Origin of the sequence: Vibrio sp. ED004, assembly GCF_023206395.1 — a bacterium.
GTDB lineage: Bacteria > Pseudomonadota > Gammaproteobacteria > Enterobacterales > Vibrionaceae > Vibrio.
The window spans coordinates 85,595-105,348 of record NZ_CP066150.1; the positions used below are offsets into that span (position 1 = coordinate 85,595).

Annotated in this window: 13 protein-coding genes; 2 read left to right on the plus strand and 11 right to left on the minus strand. The window is 46.3% G+C overall.

The annotated features are described in order from the left end of the window. Nucleotides 1–948 (plus strand): aldose 1-epimerase, encoded by a 948-nt coding sequence (locus ITG10_RS17955; RefSeq protein WP_248387046.1) that lies wholly within the window; start codon nucleotides 1–3, stop codon nucleotides 946–948. A gap of 129 nt (nucleotides 949–1,077) precedes the next feature. Here ITG10_RS17955 and ITG10_RS17960 read toward each other — a convergent pair whose 3' ends face one another. The 11 genes from ITG10_RS17960 to ITG10_RS18010 form a co-directional block, all read right to left on the minus strand. Further along, nucleotides 1,078–3,492 (minus strand): glycosyl transferase, encoded by a 2,415-nt coding sequence (locus tag ITG10_RS17960; RefSeq protein ID WP_017631099.1) that lies wholly within the window; start codon nucleotides 3,490–3,492, stop codon nucleotides 1,078–1,080. A 93-nt stretch (nucleotides 3,493–3,585) separates the two neighbouring features. Next, nucleotides 3,586–4,677, minus strand: coding sequence for a sn-glycerol-3-phosphate ABC transporter ATP-binding protein UgpC (gene ugpC, locus ITG10_RS17965; RefSeq protein WP_008216689.1), 1,092 nt, complete (start codon nucleotides 4,675–4,677; stop codon nucleotides 3,586–3,588). Next, entirely contained in the window at nucleotides 4,677–6,026 is a 1,350-nt protein-coding gene (locus ITG10_RS17970; protein ID WP_017631100.1) for a GH1 family beta-glucosidase, read from the minus strand. Before ITG10_RS17970 ends, ugpC begins: the two co-directional genes overlap by 1 nt. A 17-nt stretch (nucleotides 6,027–6,043) precedes the next feature. Further along, nucleotides 6,044–6,892: a carbohydrate ABC transporter permease gene (locus tag ITG10_RS17975; RefSeq protein WP_017061568.1), complete on the minus strand. Its 849-nt coding sequence runs from the start codon at nucleotides 6,890–6,892 to the stop codon at nucleotides 6,044–6,046. 46 nt (nucleotides 6,893–6,938) lie between these two features. Continuing rightward, a complete protein-coding gene (locus ITG10_RS17980) occupies nucleotides 6,939–7,925 on the minus strand; it encodes a sugar ABC transporter permease (RefSeq protein WP_017631101.1) in 987 nt (328 codons plus the stop codon). 67 nt (nucleotides 7,926–7,992) lie between these two features. Beyond that, entirely contained in the window at nucleotides 7,993–9,240 is a 1,248-nt protein-coding gene (locus tag ITG10_RS17985; protein WP_017631102.1) for an extracellular solute-binding protein, read from the minus strand. An 18-nt stretch (nucleotides 9,241–9,258) separates the two neighbouring features. Further along, nucleotides 9,259–10,266, minus strand: a complete 1,008-nt coding sequence (locus ITG10_RS17990) for a LacI family DNA-binding transcriptional regulator (protein ID WP_017068575.1) — start codon at nucleotides 10,264–10,266, stop codon at nucleotides 9,259–9,261. A 454-nt stretch (nucleotides 10,267–10,720) separates the two neighbouring features. After that, nucleotides 10,721–12,739 carry a methyl-accepting chemotaxis protein gene (locus ITG10_RS17995; RefSeq protein ID WP_017631103.1) on the minus strand — a complete coding sequence of 673 codons (2,019 nt, stop codon included), beginning with the start codon at nucleotides 12,737–12,739 and terminating at the stop codon, nucleotides 10,721–10,723. A 200-nt stretch (nucleotides 12,740–12,939) separates the two neighbouring features. After that, nucleotides 12,940–14,280, minus strand: coding sequence for a carbohydrate porin (locus ITG10_RS18000; protein ID WP_017631104.1), 1,341 nt, complete (start codon nucleotides 14,278–14,280; stop codon nucleotides 12,940–12,942). Between the two features lie 373 nt (nucleotides 14,281–14,653). Continuing rightward, the gene (locus tag ITG10_RS18005) at nucleotides 14,654–16,714 is read right to left on the minus strand and encodes a prolyl oligopeptidase family serine peptidase (RefSeq protein ID WP_017631105.1); all 2,061 of its coding nucleotides are present in this window, start codon (nucleotides 16,712–16,714) and stop codon (nucleotides 14,654–14,656) included. Between the two features lie 11 nt (nucleotides 16,715–16,725). After that, nucleotides 16,726–17,643, minus strand: coding sequence for a LysR family transcriptional regulator (locus tag ITG10_RS18010; RefSeq protein ID WP_009846145.1), 918 nt, complete (start codon nucleotides 17,641–17,643; stop codon nucleotides 16,726–16,728). A 234-nt stretch (nucleotides 17,644–17,877) separates the two neighbouring features. On the opposite strand from ITG10_RS18010, the gene ITG10_RS18015 reads away from it, so the two are divergent. Next, nucleotides 17,878–19,572, plus strand: a complete 1,695-nt coding sequence (locus ITG10_RS18015) for an L-lactate permease (protein ID WP_017631106.1) — start codon at nucleotides 17,878–17,880, stop codon at nucleotides 19,570–19,572. Nucleotides 19,573–19,754: the final 182 nt, after the last annotated feature.

Below are 19,754 nucleotides of genomic sequence, written 5' to 3' on the forward strand. Positions count from 1 at the left end.
ATGTTTAAAATTATAAATGAAAAATTTGGAAATATTGACTCTGTCACATTAATAAACCACCAACATGGTATAGAACTTCAAATAATCAATGGATTTGGTGCTGTTATAAATAAATACATTGTAAATAACAGTCCATTCTCTTTTATTTGTGGTTATCAGAATTATGATGAACTGATCAACCAACATCCGTTCTTTTCCCGCAGTGCTAAATTATTCCCTTTTCCAAACCGTTTAAACTTAGGTCGTTACAGTTTCGATAACCAAAACCATCAACTCCCAGCTAACTTTCCTTGGTCTGATCACGCCGTACATGGCCTGCTCTACAACCAACCTTTTTCAATCACAAACAGCCAAGCCAATGATGAGTCAGCCAGTGTGACGCTGCAGTATCAAACATCATCTTTGCACCCTGCTTTCCCGTTCGCTTTTAACCTTGAAGTCACCTTCACTATCGATATCATAGGCAAGCTCTCTTGCTCGACAACTGTCTCTAATTGTGGTGATTTCGCCTTCCCATTCGGTGATGCTTGGCATCCTTATTTCTCGCTTGGCACTGAATTCAAACAGTGTGGGCTTACCATGTCACCCTGTGCTGAGGTCATACACGAGAACGACCTGCCTAATGGTGAAAAACTGGCTTTTGACCGTTTGTCTTTAGATGATTCCCTAACGAATCACAGCCTAAACCACTGCTTTGAATTTGATTCGAAGACAGCCAACCAACTGACTTTCACACGCTCAGATTCATCTGCCGCGATTCACTATCAACAAGATGCAAGCTACCCATTTGTTCAGCTGTACACTCCTACAAGTGAGCAAAGTATTGCAATAGAACCAATGACTTGCCCTGCCGATGCATTCAATAACCAGATTGGCTTACTGACGCTTGACCCGAACCAATCTCAAACCTTCACTTGGCAATGCCAAGCTGCCTATCAACCAAAATAATCAAGCTAAACTAGAGCAACTGCTGAATGCGAAATCAGCCCCCCAGAGAACGCATTGCTAACGAAAAAAACAAACGAAAGAAACTAAACGAAAGAGCAATAAAGGGCGCATAAAGCGCCCTTCTCTTTGTTAACCTAAAACCACTTCTACCGTGTGCTCACCTGATGTAAATACCGGTGCTTTATTGCCTGAAATCAGGTCACCATTGACCTTCATCTCAACCACACCTTTACACACGTTATTCGGGTTCGTGACATGAATCTTGTATGTTGCACCGCGGAACTGACGACGGACTTTAAACTCAGGCCACTCAGCCGGAATACAAGGGTCCACCAGCAAGCCATCAACTTCAGGTCGAACACCCAGAATCCACTGAGTACCTGCAACGTATGTCCAAGATGAAGTACCCGATAGCCATGCATTACGACCTAGGCCGAACTGTTTATGTTCGTCGCCCAAGATGTTTTGTGGGTAGCAGTATGGCTCCGATTCGAAGGTATCAATATCGTCGTTCTTCGAAGCCGGGTTAATTTGACGGTAGTACTCGTAAGCACGCTCGCCATTGCCCATTTTCGCTTCTGCAATCATCACCCATGGGTTTGAGTGCAGGAAAATACCGCCGTTCTCTTTCGCACCCGGTGGGTATGTCGAAACACCACCAAGTTGTGGATCAAAACCATTGTAGCCAGGAGTTGAAAGCTTGATACCATTGGTCGTGTTCAGCTTGTTGTAAACCGAATCTAGTGCTTGCGTCGCACGTTCTTGAGTCGCGAAACCAGAAATCACAGGCCAGCTTTGACCGTTAGTGTAGATCTGCCCTTGCTCATTCTTGTGAGAACCAATCGGCAGGCCTTGCTCATCAAAGTAACGAACAAACCATTCGCCATCCCAACCGCACTCATTGACTGTGCTCTGCATTTGTTGGTACTGATCTTTAAACTGAGTCGTCAGCTGCGCTTCACCACGCAGCTCACACAAGTCCAGCATATCGAGCAGGGCTTTGCCGTACATGTTGGCTACCATCATCGACTCAGCACCCGTTGGTAGGTTCACCGTGTCATTCCAGTCTGCAAAACCTAATAACGGAAGGCCGTGCTCCCCCGTATTGGTGTAGGTAAATTCAATCGCGCGACACAGGTGATCCCACACGGTTCCCGTTTCAACTGGGTTGCCCGCTTTGTCTTTTTGGTAGAACGGGATCGTTTTATTCAAGAAGTCTGCATTGCCCGTTTCTTTCACATATTGAGTCACTGCGTAGATGATCCATAGGTGATCGTCGCCGTAGTAATCCGGGCGATCTTCTTCTTCACGTGAGTCACCAGCGTTCGCTTCCATGGTCGATGGGAAGAACTGATGCATCGCAGAACCATTGGTATTTTGCACCGATAGCAGGCGCTCAATGAACTCACGCGCCTCTTCTGGCATATGAGTAATAACGCCCAATGTATCTTGTGAAGAATCACGGAAACCGATGCCGCGTGCGCCATAGCCAAGCTGATACAGAGATAGGTAACGAGACCAATTTTTAGTGGTGTGGCATTGACGTGGGTTGTGTACGTTAAGCATCGAGTTCATAGCAGGATCTGGCGTTTCAACCTGAACCGCTTGTAGGTAAGAATCCCAGTGCTCAGCCAGTTCAGCGAATGCCAAATCAACCACTTGGTGGTCACGGTATTTAGCCAGTAAAGGTTGCGCGACTTCTAGGCTCTCTTCTTGTGCAATTTGTACAACCGTACGTTCAGTCTGCTCTGGAGATAACCAACCTAAACGCAGATTTAGTGCACCGATGTTGTCACCACGCAGACACTCTGTATTGCCAAGCTCATCGTTTTCTAACGCTTGCGGCGCAGCCCATGTGCCGTAACCAAACTGACCAAGGAATGATTGGCGATCACCGTCAAATGAAGTCACAGGGCGATCCGCTGTCATCAGGTTTACTGCATAGTCACGCTTCATGAACGCATACTGCTCAAGCACGGTGTGACCCGACTCTTGCTGGTGTGCTTTGAGTGTCATGGTTTGTGGAACCCAATCCGCATTCAATAGTTGTTTAAGTGCATCGAAGTGAGTGAATTCGTATACAGGCACAACATCAACGTGCAGCGCTTTGTCTGAAATGTTGGTGACTTTGATGTCTTGTAGCAATACTTGGTCAGCTTTTGGTACGAAGAACGTCGCTTCACAACGCACACCAAACGCTTCTGCAATGATGGTGGTGTAAGACAAGCCTGTATGGTTTTCAAACTTATCAAGCGGCTTCAGAGTTGGTGTGTAGAAAGGTGAAAACACCTCTACGTTACCCGCTTCATCACGCACCTTGAGGTACATGGTCGAGCCTTTAAAATCTGAGTTTGGTAGTTGTGCAATGTACTTGGTGATACGGTTCAGTGCCGGGTCGCCTTTACACAACAACACGCCGCCGTTGCTATCGACAATGCCACCGAAATCTAATGTACCCACATAGTTACACCATTTGATCGGTGTGCATGGTGTGTTTGCTACGTATTCTTTGTTTTTATCGTCAAAATATCCGAATTTCATCATCACTATCCCTAGCCCCTCCCAAATCAGGAGGAGCCAAAACAATTTGTCGTAAGTTGGTTGGTGTTAGCTCAATGGCTGATTTGAATTAATTGGCTAGCTCGCTAGCGAGTTCTCACTCAGTGCGTCAAACAGGTGGAAAGCATCCAAATCCAAGTAAAGTGTCAGCTCTTTCACGTCCACTTCAGCGGCTTGGGTCTCAACCATCAGCGGTTGGCCGCCGATTTCTGTTTTCAGAAGAATGCTCGCGCCTAGCAATTCCTTGTCTTTGATTTTCACAGGGAATGGCAGTACGCGATCGTGGTCCACTTGCTCAGCACGCAGGTGGATGTCTGTTGGACGAACACCAAAGTGAAGCGCTAGGTTTTTAGACGCCAGAGACTTAAAACGCTCCGGCAATGGGATGTGAACATCGCCAAGTTCAACGAAGTATTCGCCTTCTTTTTCAATCAGTTTCGCTTCCAACATGTTCATTGACGGGTTACCAATGAATTGCGCGACAAACTTGTTAGCCGGGCGCTGGAACACCTCTGTTGGCGTACCTACTTGAGCCACATAACCGTCTTTCAGAATCACGATTCTGTCTGCCAATGTCATCGCTTCGATCTGATCGTGTGTTACGTAGATCGTGGTGGTTTTCAGCTCACGGTGTAGGTGTTTGATCTCTTCACGCATCACGCCACGCAGCTTGGCATCTAGGTTAGATAACGGCTCATCAAACAAGAACACTTTAGGGGTACGAACCATCGCACGGCCCATTGCCACACGCTGACGTTGACCACCAGAAAGCTCTTTTGGCTTACGGTTCAGTAGAGGATCAAGCTCCAGCATTTTCGCGGCTTTTAGGACTTCAACGTCGATTTCCGCTTTCGGCATGCCTTTCAGTTTTAATGCAAAGGCGATGTTCTCGTACACCGTCATGTGTGGGTACAGTGCGTAGCTTTGGAATACCATCGCTAAGTCACGATCTTTAGCATCGACCTTGTTCATCACTTTGCCACCAACCACTATGTCACCAGAGCTGATGCTCTCTAGGCCTGCAAGCATACGTAGTGTGGTCGATTTACCACAGCCAGATGGGCCAAGGAAAACCACGAACTCGCCGTCTTCAACCGTAAAATCAAACTCTTTTACAACTTCAACATCGCCGAATGATTTTTTGATGTTCTTAAATTCTACTTTAGCCATTATCTGTTCTCCTCAGCGCGCTCTTGAAGCATGTTTCGGTACGCAATTGCGCTCTGTTTCAGTGTTCTTTCTTGAGTGGTGTAATCAACATGGACAATGCCAAAACGCTGGCAGTAGCCGAATGCCCACTCAAAGTTATCCATCAGGCTCCACGCGAAGTAGCCATCCACTGTCACACCGGCTTCAACTGCGTTGTGAACCGCTTCGATGTGGCCTTGGAAGTAACGAACACGTTGGTCATCCATCACTTGTCCGTTAACACGCTCGTCATTACCTGCAGCGCCGTTCTCTGTAATGTAGATAGGCGGCATATTTTCGTAACGAGCGTCCAGTCTTACCAATAAATCGGTAAGGCCTTGTGGGTTAATTTCCCAACCGATGTAAGTGTGTTCAGCGTCAGTCTGTTTCACTGATTCAATATCGCCATTCTCGTTGAATCGAGCGACATTGCGTGTGTAGTAGTTGATACCGATGTAATCAACAGGAGCACTAATGATGTCTAGATCGCCTTCTAGAATCATTGGCATGTTCATCGCTTGACGCTCAACCACTAACTGCGGATATTCACCCTTCAATACTGGGTCGATAAACCAGTGGTAGTTCTCCGCTTCGCAGTAATCTGCTGCGCCTTGATCTTGTGGTGTTAATGGGTAAGCCGGAGTCGCGTTAAATACCACGCCATGCTTAGCATGAGGCGCATTCTTACGAAGAATCGGCATCGCCAAACCGTGTGCCAACATTAAGTGGTGAGATGCTAAGTAGCCCTCTTTCTCACCCTTGATGCCTGGCGCGTGTTCGCCCCAACGGTAACCAAGGAATGCAGACACAAACGGTTCGTTCAATGTTGTGTAAACATCAATCTTGTCGCCAAAGTAGTTAGTCACGACTTCTGCGTATTCCGCAAATTTGTAAGACGTTTCACGGTTTAGCCAACCGCCTTTGTCTTCAAGGTATTGTGGCAGATCCCAGTGATACAAAGTCACATACACCTTCATGCCACGAGCATGACACTCATCGATGATCTGCTCATAAAACTCTAGACCTTGCTGATTCACCACACCGTCTTGCGGCAGGATACGTGGCCATGCAATTGAAAGGCGGTAAGCATCTACACCTAAGCCTTGAATCATCTCGACATCTTGTTGCCACAAGTGGTAGTGGTCGCACGCCACATCACCACTGTCGCCGTTATCTACCTTACCCGGCTTCTTACAAAACGTGTCCCAGATAGACGGTGTACGACCGCCCTCTTCAACGCCGCCTTCAATTTGGTATGAAGATGTCGCGACACCGAATACAAATTCCTTACTGCGTAACTTTGAATCACTTGGAAGTTGAAATTTATTCATTGTTATAACCCTTAAACCTAACCTTTAACTGCGCCGGACGTTAAACCACTGATCATCTGTTTCGATGCGAACAGGTATGTAATCACAAGTGGTAAAATAGAAATTGTGGTACCTAGCATTACCGCGCCCCATGGCGTATTCGGAATACCTTGAACACTTCGTAGTGCTTGTGTGATGACGTAATTGTCAGGGTTGTTCAGCACCACAAGAGGCTGCATAAACATGTTCCAGAAGAAGACGAACTGCACGATAGCCAATGTTGCTAGTGCTGGTTTCATCAGTGGCAGTACCACACTCCAGTACGTTCTGAATTCACCTGCGCCATCCAGTTTCGCTGCTTCTAATAGCTCTTTAGGAATTGATGCAATCACGTGCTGACGCATCAAGAAGATACCAAACGGCGTGGTTGTGAACGGTAGCCATACCGCCATGTGGTTATCCAGCAAGCCTAAGAATTTCACGATCATGAAGTAAGGGATCAAGCTAAGCACAGGCGGAATTGCCATTGAGCCAACCAGCATGCCGAACAACACGTTCTTTCCGCGGAACTTAAACACAGCAAATGCGTAGCCACCCATGCTACAAAACAGCAGCGAGATGGTAGTGCCTAAGAAAGCCACGTAAATCGAGTTAAACATCGCCTTCCAAAACGGCATGATTTCCAGAAGTTTTGCGTAGTTCACCATCAGGCTATCGCCAATCGCAAAGCTGATGCCCGAACCGAAGATTTCCGAACGGTCACGTGTTGAAAGCAGAGCTGACCACACAAACGGGAACACCGTAATGATTGCGGAAACAATCAGTAATATGCCGAGCATGACCATCAAGATCTTAGTCATGATGTACATGGTGCGTTCGCTTGGCATTAGGCCACTTAGTGGTGAGGTATTTGTCTTAATTGATGTCGACATCTTAATGCTCCCCTAAGCCTTTCTTACCGAAGAATAAAAATTGAACCAAAGTACAAGACGCGATGAGTGCAAACAGGAGCCATGAAATCGCTGACGCTGTGCCCATTTCTAACCATTCCCAACCCACTTTGTATAGGTACATAGAGATAGTTAAACCTGATTGACCCGTACCGCCTGTACCACGCGTTAGAACGAACGGTTCTTCAAACATCTGCAGGTTACCGATGATGGTCATCGTGATTGCAAAGAAGATGAATGGACGAATCATTGGTAGTGAGATGTTCCAGAAGCGGCGGAAGGCATTCGCACCATCCATACGTGCAGCTTCTAAAATGTCTTTAGGAATCGTCATTAAACCTGTGGTGTAAAGGACGATGTTAAAACCGGTGTATTTCCAGAAAACCATGATCGCGATAGACGGCTTCACCATAGTGGCATCGTCTAACCAGCGGATTGGTTGAAAATCGTTAACCCAAGCAAATGCCCAACCAAACAGTGTGCTATCAGCCAGTGCCATTAGCGTTTGGTTAATGATTCCTGAGTTAGGAGAGTACATATTGAAGAAAATCAATGACGCTGCGACCGTTGATGTGATGAACGGTAAAAAGTACGCCGATGTTAGCCAGTGACGCATACGGTCACCCATTGAAACCAACATGTAAGCCACTGGAATAGCGACTAAGTGCTGAGCCACACCCGAAGTGATTGCTAGCCATAATGTGTTCTTTAATGAACGCCATAGCCACGGGTCAGTCAAGGCAATGTGATAGTTCTCAAAACCAACGAACTGCATTGCGTCCATGCCCTGTACTGGGTTCCATTCGTGGAACGACAGGTAAACAGAGAACAACAGCGGGAAGATCCCAAATACAGAAAAAATGATCAGAAACGGCAGAAGAAATCCATACGGTGTAAGCGCTTTCAAATTTAGACGAGAAAAAAGGCTTTTGTCCGCAGGTTCTATCGTTGTGCTCGCTGTATGATTCATAGTAACGACCTCTTAAAAAAGGAAGCGCGCTATCCGCGCCTCCTCACTTACTCAAAGTAAAAACAAATTAAAGATTACGCGTGCGACGCTTGATTAGGCGCTCTGCCTCTTTAAGCGCTGTCTCGATGTCCTTACCTTCATCAAGTACTTCCATCAATGCGTTCTCTAAAATGATAGAACGTGCAACGTGGTCGCCTTGAGCTGGAGATACTGGCTTGATGTTCTGTGCCACTTCAGCAAATAGAAGACGTGCTTTCTGACCACCCAGGAACTCCATCTCTTCTTGGAAAAGCTCATCGTCATACGTGGTTACGTTTGCAGGGAAAGCCGCAATCGTTTCGAAGTGCTTAAGTTGAACATCACGATCAGTCGTCATGTATTCAATCAACGCCCAAGCTTCATCTGGGTTATCAGATTGAGTTGGAATAGATAGGAATGAACCACCCCAGCTGCCGTAGATACCATCAGGTAGGTTTTCTACCGCCCACTTACCTTTGGTTTCAGGAGCGATCCAGTTGTTTAGGTGACCAAGAAGCCAAGCGCCAGAAAGTTGAGTTGCAAATGTGCCGTTGCGGAAGCCTTCGTACCATTCATTAGACCAAGCCAGAATACGGCCGTCTAAGCCTTTGTCGCGAATCTCTTTTGCTACTTCAAAAGCGTGAACAAAACGCTCAGATGTCACAACTGGGTTGCCGTCTTTATCGAAGTAAAGACCTTCGCCTTCAGGAACTGTGGTGAAGATGATCGCTTGTGCAACGTCGGCTGCTGAAGCGATAAGTTGTACGTTTTGCTCTTTCAGTTTTTCACCCGCAGCGATGTATGAATCCCAATCTTTAATTGCGTCTTCTACATTGATACCGGCTTTTTCAAACACGTCGGTACGGTAGTACATAACACCTGGACCAAGGTCGACAGGAATGCCGTACATGTCGCCGTCAGCGCCTTTGCCTTGTGCCCATGCATAAGGTGCGAATCGTTCTTCGTATTTATCTGCACCGTAGTTTTCAGACAGGTTAACTAGACCGCCAGAGCCAACGAATGGACCGATTTTCTCTACGTCTACAACAATCACATCACCTGCACCAGAGCCCGTTGCTAGGTTAGTCGTTAGTTTCGTGTGGTGGTCACCGTGGTTGTTCATAAGGTAATCAACTTTAATCCCTGTTTCCTTTTCGAAGTCAGGCAGTAATACCTTCAGGCTGCTATCGAAATCAGGGAAACCGTCGAAACGAATCTCTTTGTCAGCCGCGTTCACAGCTGTTGTACCTAATCCTAAAGCAACCGCGCATGAAAGCGCCAAGGTCTTAAATTTCATGTTCTATCCTTAATATTTTTATAGGGTAACGAGTAAATCCGATACCGAGTTTCTAGTGACCAACGTCGGCAGCAATTTAAAGTTCACGTCATGTTTGATTTTTTTTAGCTTTTGTAGAGTGAGCTGCACTGCTTCGATGCTCATCTCTTCAATGGGGAAATTAATGGTGGTCAAACTAGGGGTCAGATAACGCGCGAAGATGGTGTTATCGAAGCCGACAAGAGAAACGTCTCTCGGAACAGACAATCCCTCTTTATGCAGAACTTCGAATGCGCCAAATGCCATGTGATCGTTTGAAGCGAATACCGCCGTAAAGTGGCATTTTCTGTTGATCAACTTCTTCATGGCGCTGATGCCAGTCTCTTCAGTAAATCCCGCCTCAGAGACTAAGGCTTCATCGTATGGCACACCGGCTTCTTCCAGTGCCTTGCGATAACCCTGCAAACGCCCCCTAGCGTCCGCTTTATCTAAAGGCCCGGTAATACACGCGATATCTGTATGTCCCTTTTGCAAAAGATATTGAGTAGCGAGTAGCCCCCCGACTTCGTTATCAATATCAATGCAACTCATCGCCATTTCTGGGATGAAGCGGTTAATCAAAACCACAGGGGTCCCCTGTTCTTCCAATTCAATTAAATAGTCATCACTGAGCAGTTGAGTATGAAGAATCAAAGCATCGACACGACGCCCCAACAAAAACTCCACAGACTCGCGCTGCCCTTGTTCGGTGTTCGAACCCGCTGTAACCACAGCGTGGTAACCGAAGCGGCGTAGGTTTTCCTCTATACAATGCAAGATGCCTGAATAGAAAGATCCGCCCAGCTCTGGAACAACAACACCCACACTTCCGGTACGACTTGAAGCCAAAGCCTGAGCGATAGAGTTCGGGCGATAACCCAATTCTTTGATCGCTTTTTCAACCTTTAACTTCTTGTCATGACTCACTCTACTCGTGCCATTAATAACCCTAGACACCGTCGCTTGAGACACACCTGCATGTTCTGATACGTGTTTAATTGTTGCCACTCGAACCTCGATACTTCATTAGCTTGTAACCGCTTACAAAACGATTATTAAGAAATTACGTTTTAGTTGAAGTGAGTGTCATCACACTAAACTTGGAGGTAAAAAGGCTGGATTTGGAAATCTTGAAAGCGCTTACAGATTCACTTCACGCCATGAAACTGTTTCATGAGATTCTTGCTCACCTTATCAAAATGGCGCTCAGTTACTTACTCCCAGAGTGCTAACAAGCATGCTTAAACTCCGTTATTCAAGAAGCACAGTTCGGAGATGAACCCGCAGCAGACGGTAATATACGGGGCGAAATTGACCCTATTATTTCAGTGGCTATACGAAATTGTATGGGAACATTTCATAAGCACTTCGAATTCGCTTTTCAGAAACCGAAACCTAAAACAACAACGCCCAGCAAAGGCTGGGCGTGAAACTGTGGAAGGGTTTGGGTTTAGAGTCTCCTCTAAACCTTGTTTTCTGATTGCTCGGCGAGCTTAAACTCTTGAGTTAGTGAGAATTGCTGCTGCGACATGATTTCAAGCTGCTGCCCATGGGAGAACAGAACCTGAGATCGTTGAGAGTTATCTTCTGCCAAGGTGTGTATTTGGCTGATGTTTTGTGTAACTTGAGAGGCGACCACTTGATGTTCCGTGGTCGCGGTCGCGATTTGATGACTCCTCTGCTCGATCTCATTGAGCAGATCAGAGACCGTCGATATTGAGTGATTCACTTCGCCCGTTTGCTCAACACATTGAACCATCCCCACCACACATTGATTGATTTGTTCCACCGCCAGTTTAGAACTAGTTTGCAACTGTTCAATCTTGTTATGTATCTCTTGCGTCGAGGCATTGGTTTTGGCTGCTAACACGCGAACTTCATCGGCCACCACGGAGAAACCGCGTCCTTGTTCTCCTGCTCGCGCCGCTTCAATGGCGGCATTCAATGCCAACAAATTGGTTTGTTCGGAGATCCCAGATATCACATCCAAAATCGAGCCAATGCTGGCGCTTTCGCTTTCAAGCTGGCCAATGGTCGCTGTTGATTCTGCCAACTTACGTTCTAAGCTGCCCATCAACTCGACACTTTTATCCATGGTCTTCTGGCCATCACTGGAACTGGACACCGCTTTGGTCACCAGCGTTAGCGTTTGATTGGCGGCTTGAGTTATTTCTGTCACCGAACACTCGATCTGCTCCATGGCTGTTGCCACCATCACCGTCTGATTGGTTTGGTCTTGCATCGCCTCACTCAATGAACGGCTCGTGCTTTGGTTCTCTAGAGATGCTTCTTTTAGGCGTGTCGATGATTGACGCATGTTCTCAATCATTTGAGTCAGGTGGCTGATCACTAAGTTGACCTTGTCGCTCACTGAACCGAACTCATTATTGGCTTGATACTGCACCATCGCGCTCAAGTCTTTATTGGCAACTTGGTCAAGTGCACTTTGCAGTAGCTTGCTTGGTTTACGGATCCCTTTGGCAATATTCAACCCGATCAACAGAGCAATAAGCACAGAAGTAAGAGCAATAACACCCTGCATCACAAAGGCTTGCTGTGAAAAGTCCATCGACTCATGATACAAGCGCGTCGCTGTGTCTTCAGCGAACATTGAGAGCTCATCAAAGTAACTTAGCTGAACATCAATCAACTGTTCAATTTCCTGCTTTTGGAGGGAGATAGACTCATCGAGTTTAACGGTTTCTTTATGGGTAGCGACTGAGCCATTAGCCGAAAACGCATGTGAAGCGAGCAGTGATAAAGACTGTTTACTGCGGCGCAGCAATGAGGAATCTAAGTTATCTAAATCTGCTACCGCTTGTTCGAATCGCTCTTTTCGACTTTGCAGGCGTCGCTCTACCCCGCGAACCTCCGAAGATGTTTGCAGTGAAAACGCTTCGTTGGCTTCCGCTGCAATCAAACTCAATTGCACCAGTAAAGCCTCTATCGCCTTTTGTGTCTGTTCTGAATCTGCACTCGCGAGTTGATTCACCAAAGTATTATTAAGCTGTCCCACCACAGATTGAAATTGCGCTTGTCCCATCGAACCGAGATCTTTGCTATCCAAATACTCAACATAAAGCTCTAATACCTGCTCTATCTTATCGATAGTCAACAAACCTGTTTGAGTGATGTTGTTAAGCATAGCTTTCATTTGTGAACCAGCTACGCCCTTACCTTCGAACCAGTTTAATTGCTGCTGATATAGCTCGATGTTGTTTAAGACGGTTTGCTTCAGTGGCTCCAGTTCATCAATATAGTTAGCGGATAAGTAGGGTGTGGTGCTGCGATTAATGTCCAGAAATCGGATGGTTAACGTTGAGGATTGAAGCATTAATGGCGTAGCTTGCTGGGTGATGTTTTCGATTCGAGTGGTGATGTCTTTATTGCTACTGATGCTTAACCATGCAGAACCCAGCATAATCACAATCAGTACGAAGAAACCTAAATAAACTCGAGACACGATGGAAGAAAGTCTCATAGTAAATCCCTGATCTAGTGGCGAAAAAAAGGGCACAAAAATGTGCCCAAGAATGGAGTTAATTGAAACGTGCCCTAATCAATCTGCCTTTAGGGCTAAAATGGACAGTATTTACGTACTATTGAAACGCATGGATATTCGAAAGCATAGCTCTTTGAAAATATGCCGAATTCAAAGAGCCGCTCTTTCTATATCGGTGATTACCACCAAGCTTCAAACATTGCGCCGAACGACAATGTATCTACATTCGTTGTCTTCACTGTATTGCCTTTAGTTTCTACATCACCCACGGTTGTGTAGAAGCGAAGCATTGGACGACTCCAAGGTAAACCACCTAGAGAAACGTTTTGAGACAGCGTTACTTTCCACGCGTTCTCTTCACCGTCATCATCGTAATCAACCATGCCGTAGCCAGCTTCTAACCATGTAGAGTGAACATCATCCCATTGGTACTGTGGACGAACGATACCCGCGTATTCCGTGTTCTCGCGGTCTAGATCAGAACCAGAGTTGTCTTTGTACGACACTAAGTAGTCGATGATGAATTGCTCAGATGCTGCGTAGCTACCTTCCAAACTTGCGTAGAAAGTTTGGTAATCACCTTTCAGTTCAAATACAGATGAGTCTGCACCGTCACCATACTTCATAACTAACTTGTTAGACTCGCCTAGACCTAAAGTTGCACCGATTAAGTATGCTGTTTCATCACTGACTTTTTGACCCGGTGTTACCACTGGTTCCATTTTGTCTGTAAGAGGGTTATATACATACTCAGTCGTAGTAGAAGTATCAGCTTCATCAGAAGCAAAACCGTAGTTTGCGTAAAGATCTAGGTTACCGATACCAGCGTTGATGCTGTGCAGTTTTGCAGTCACAGCGTATCGACCATTGTCATTTACGAGGCCGCCTTTCACTTGGCCAACAAAGCCCATATCTAGCTTAGCACCACCGAAATCTAGGTTGTTAAAACCAGCGCCTTGACCATCATGCGTCATCCAGAAGTAATCGTTCAAACCTTGTTGCGGACGTTGATGGAAGTCACGACCAGCCCACATGTAAAGCTCAGGCTGACTTTCAAAGACGTTTGTTACACCAGCGTACATTTTTTTCATGCTCAAGCCGCCGTCATCAGCCCATGCGTCTGCTTCCCAGTGGTCAGCCATGAATACGACGTCCCAAATCGCACCGTTGTCAGCTTGGAAAAGCTTAGCTAACTGAACTTCACCACCATTGGCTTCGTTACCCAAACGACCGACAGAGCGACCTGTTGTACCGATGTCTACGTAACGCTCATCACCGCTCTTGTAGTGAGCGCCGTAACGAGCATAACCAGAGAAGACGATGCCTTCTGGCACCTTAGTTTCTGCAGTTAGAACAGCGGGCTGTTGATCGTTAACATAATCAATATCCACAACCTTAGATTCTAACTCTTGGATTCGTTTTTCTAATGCTTCTATATCCGTGTCAGCAGCAAAAGAAGAGAGTGAAGCAAGCGACGCCGCCACTGCGACTGTTATTGGCAAAAGCTTAAATTTTTGCATTGTAATTCCCTATTATTTTTTTGAGTTATCATCGAACAGGGAAATATTAAGCAATGAAAGCGTTGAAAAGTTGGTCGCTGTTCACACTGATAAATCAGCCTAAATGCCATGAAACTTTTAGAATATCCATGACGAAAACTACTGATTTTAGATCAACAGGTTAGGATTGATATTGCGTGAAATATCAGCTTGAAATCGCTTTCATTTCATCAATAATGGCGGGGTCTATCACGGAAAAGTGTATGTAAAAATGAAGGAAATATGGTGCAGTTTTGATAAGTTTTCATATATATGAAAAGCCTCAAAATCTAAGGTCGATTTTGAGGCTTTTTAGTCTGAGTCAAACACCCAATTATCTAGAATCAAGCATTATCTAAAACGAATCTAGAGATTCAACGCCCATATTAAACAGCGTAAACGCATAAATATCGGCAGTGAGATCGATCGCTTTACTCAGTGGCATTCCGGCGCCATGGCCCGCATTTACGTCGATACGAATCATCACAGGCGCACCACCTTCATGCTTATCTTGCAGCTCTGCAATGAACTTATAAGAGTGAGCAGGCACCACGCGGTCATCGTGATCAGCGGTCGTAACAAGAGTCGCCGGATAATCCACGCCGCGCACCACATTGTGAACGGGAGAATAGCCAAGTAAGTATTCAAACATCTCTTTGTTTTGTGCTGATGTGCCGTAGTCGTAAGCCCAGCCTTCGCCAGACGTGAAGGTGTGATAACGCAACATGTCCAACACCCCAACCGCAGGCAGAGCCACGTGGAACAACTCAGGCCTTTGTGTCATACATGCCCCCACCAGCAAGCCACCGTTAGACCCTCCGCGGATCGCTAACGTATCACTACAGGTGTAGTTTTCTTCGATTAAGAACTCCGCAGCAGCAATGAAGTCATCAAATACGTTTTGCTTTTGCTGCTGAGTGCCAGCTTTGTGCCATGCCTTACCGTATTCACCGCCGCCACGTAAGTTAGGCACGGCATACACGCCACCAAGTTCTAACCAACTGCCCACCGTACCTGAGAAAGAAGGCGTCAGACTGACATTAAAGCCGCCATAGGCGTACAACATGGTTGGGTTACTACCGTCTAGTTTTAATCCCTTTTTGTAAGAGATAAGCATCGGAACCTGAGTGCCATCTTTTGAGGTATAGAAGACCTGTTTAGACTCAAATTTATCCGATTCAAACGGTGACTCAGATCGCTGATAGACTTCTGAACTGCCAGCTTCGACATCGAATGAGAAAATCGTTGGCGGCGTGACATAGTTGGTAAAGGTGTAATAAAGCTGGGTTTGCTCTTTTTTACCACCTAAGCCACTGACCGTTCCCATCCCAGGCATTTGAAGTTCTCGAACTAAGTTACCTTGGTAATCAAGCTGATCGACTTTAGACACCACATCCACCATGTAGTGCGCAAACAAGTAACCACCGCCAGTGCTGATGTCCAGAGGCTGTGGCTTCTCAGGGATGATATCAAGCCACTTCCCAGCACAGGTATCAAAGCTCACCACCTTGCCGTTTGGCGCATCTAAGTTGGTGTATAAGATGAAGACTTCGTTCTGGTTATCAATGAGATAAGTGTCACTATCTACATGATTAATCAGTGTGTTTAGCGATTGTTCTTGTGAGCTTAAGTCGATATAAAACAGCCGGTTACCCGATGTCGATTCTTTGCCAAGAATAATTAAGTATCGATCGTCTTCAGTGGTGTAGCCAGACACATAGCGGTGTTGCTCATCGTTGCTTTCGCCAAAGATCACCTTGTCGCTCGCTTGCTCTGAACCTAACTCATGGAAGTACAGCTTGTGTTGCTCAGTGCGAGCAGAAAGCTCACTGCCGTCTGGTTTGTCGTAGCTGGAGTAATAAAAGCCACGATTGCCTAACCAAGAGATACCGGTAAACTTTGCGTCGGTGATTTCTGTTTCGAGCTGTTGCTTAGTCTCGGTATCAATCACAAAGATCTTACGCCAGTCGCTACCACCTTCAGAGATGCTGTACGCCACTAAGCTGTAGTCTTTAGAAAACGACACCGAGCCCAGAGATGTGGTGCCGTCTTCCGAGAAGGTATTCGGGTCTAAGAAGACTTCAACCTCCTGCCCCTCTTTCTGACGATAGAGAATACTGTGATTCTGCAGGCCATCATTCTTATAGAAGTAGGTGTACTCACCTCGAACAAACGGCTGCGAGCTCTTTTTGTAGTCTTGCGCTTTCGCCAATCGCTCTCGCAGTTCAGCGCGATACGGAATTTGAGCAAGGTAATCGAACGTGACTTCATTTTGACTCGCCACCCACTGCGCGGTTTCGTCACTTCTATCATCTTCTAACCAACGATACGGGTCTTCGATTATCTGGCCAAAATAGTCATCACTGACGATCTGTTTGTTGGTGATTGGATATTGATACTCTTTTAAATAGCTCATCGTGATCCTTATTAAAAATAGTGAGAAATCGTCAGGTAACGCGTTCTGATGTGTTCGATCAATAACTTAATCTTGTTAGGTGGCTGGCGAGTAAAAGGGTACACCGCATAAATACCGAGCTTTTTACCCACCAAGTCAGGGAAAATATCCACCAGCTGACCATTACGAATATCGTGATAAACCAGACAACGTGGCACGTACGCCACACCATGGCCGCCCAACGCCGCTTTTCTTAGCGCGGTCGCGTTGTCGGTCGAGAAAGAGCCCGAAACACGTACGATGTATTTGTCGTTGTCGGTGCAACCGTCTTTGCTGTGAAGAAACTGCCACTCACTAGCGCCTGTGGTTTGATAAGCGTATTGCAAGCAGTTGTGCTCAACTAAGTCCTTGGGCTGCATCGGCTTGCCGTTTTTAGCAATATAAGAGGGCGAAGCGCACACCACCCATTGTGAATCCAATATATGACGGGCGATCAAGCTCGAATCTTCTAGGTAACCCGTTCGAATCACTAAGTCCAAGCCATCTTCCACTAAATCAACAAAGCGATTGTTAAGAGACATATCGACCGTTAAACCTGGGTGCATATTACAAAACTCAGCAACAGCGTCTGCGAGAATCAAATCTCCGGAGATAGTAGGCACTGACATTTTGATATGACCACTGACATTTTCACCAAAGCCTGAAACTGCGTCCATAGCCTCTTGAGCTGCCTGCTTCACATTTTTGGCTCCGTGTAACATTGCCTTGCCTGCTTCGGTCAGCGTCAATTTACGCGTAGTTCGATATAATAATTGCACGCCAATCTCTTCCTCTAAACGCGCAATCCTCTTACTAACTACCGAATTTGTAAGGTTATTTTGTTCTGCCACCTTACTGAAACTGCCCAGTTCTACCACCTGTGAAAACAGGATCAAATCGTCTGCTCGCATCTGATTATGCCAATTTTGGAATTAATTATTTTCATTATTTCCCTATATCAATAAAAAATAAAGGGGTAAATTCACGCCAAATTAACAAAACAATTACAAAAACAGTCATTCCAATTACAAGAGTCGCCCAAATAAGGTACCCGTTTAGAGGCCAAAGCGATTCAAATGACGACAAACCATAACGTGATCTTTACTTCAAACATGAACGTTTGAAAACAGTACGAGGAAGTACCCATGAGTGAAACTCTACTAGCTTTATTGGCCTTTTCGCCAATAGTTGTTGCAGCGATTCTACTGGTTGGCCTTAACTGGCCAGCAAAAAAAGCGATGCCAGTGGCATTTGCACTAACCGTTGCTATTGCCCTATTTGCTTGGGATATGTCTAGCACTCGCGTGTTGGCTTCTGTGTTCCAAGGTTTCGGCATAACCGTGTCGGTTCTCTGGATTGTGTTCGGCGCCATCTTCTTATTAAACACTTTGAAGCACACCGGAGCTATCACCACAATTCGTAACGGCTTCACGGATATATCCGCTGACCGTCGCGTTCAGGCAATCATCATTGCTTGGTGTTTTGGTTCATTCATTGAGGGCGCATCCGGCTTCGGTACACCTGCAGCTATTGCCGCTCCGCTACTGGTTGCTATCGGTTTCCCAGCACTTGCTGCGGTACTGATGGGCATGATGATCCAATCTACGCCAGTATCATTCGGCGCGGTTGGTACTCCAATCATTGTTGGTGTGAACAAAGGCTTGGACACACACAACATCGGTGAAAGCCTGATTGCTCACGGCTCTACTTGGGACGCTTACCTGCAACAAATCACCTCAAGTGTGGCGCTGATTCATGCCTCTGTGGGTGTGATGATGCCAGTGCTAATGGCAATGATGCTGACTCGCTTCTTCGGTAAGAACAAAAGCTGGACTGAAGGTTTAGACATCCTACCGTTTGCGTTATTCGCAGGTGCTGCTTTCACAATTCCTTACGCACTGACAGGTGTCTTCCTAGGTGCTGAATTCCCATCGTTGATTGGTGGTTTGGTTGGCCTAGCGATTGTGGTTACTGCAGCAAAGCGTGGCTTCCTAGTGCCTAAATCAAAATGGGACTTTGAGAGCGAAGACAAATGGCCTGCAGAGTGGCTAGGTTCTTTGAAAATTGACCTTGATGACAACAATCAGAGCCATAAGAAGATGAGCATGGCGATGGCATGGGCACCTTACGTACTACTTGCTGTGACTCTGGTTGCTAGCCGTGTGAGCCCTGAGTTCAAAGGCCTATTGAAGAGCGTTAGCCTTTCATTCAGCAACATCCTTGGTGAGACAGGCGTAAGCACAGCGATTCAACCTCTGTACCTACCGGGCGGCATCTTAGTCTTCGTCGCGCTGGTTGCAGTTCTCATACAATCTCGCAGCGCAACGCCACTGGCTAAAGCCTTTGGTGAATCAAGTAAAACACTGATTGGTGCAGGCTTTGTGTTGGTGTTCACCATCCCAATGGTTCGTATCTTCATTAACTCTGGTGTGAACGGTGCAGACTTAGCAAGTATGCCCGTAACCACAGCAAACTTCGCGGCTGACCTCGTTGGCAGCGCATTCCCTGCATTGAGTGCAACGGTTGGTGCGTTAGGTGCCTTCATTGCAGGTTCGAACACTGTTTCAAACATGATGTTCAGCCAGTTCCAGTTCGAAGTAGCGCAAACTCTGTCTATCTCTAGTGCAGTGGTTGTTGCTCTGCAAGCGGTTGGTGCAGCAGCAGGTAACATGATTGCGATTCACAACGTGGTAGCCGCATCGGCGACCGTAGGCTTGCTAGGACGCGAAGGCGCAACACTACGTAAGACAATCATCCCAACGTTCTACTACTTGGTGATGACCGGAATCATCGGCCTAGTGGTTATCTACGGCTTCAAAATGACAGACGCACTTATGTAAACCATAAGTCGTTACAAAAGCACTTGGCGTTAATACTCAATTCCCCGACTGCAACACCGTCTAATAAGACAGTTGATGAGTTTCGGAATGGATACTAAAACACATCAACACCCTCGGGTATTAACGCCATTTTATTAAGAATAACAAGCAGCCCAAGCCAAGCTCTCACAGAAGGGCAACAT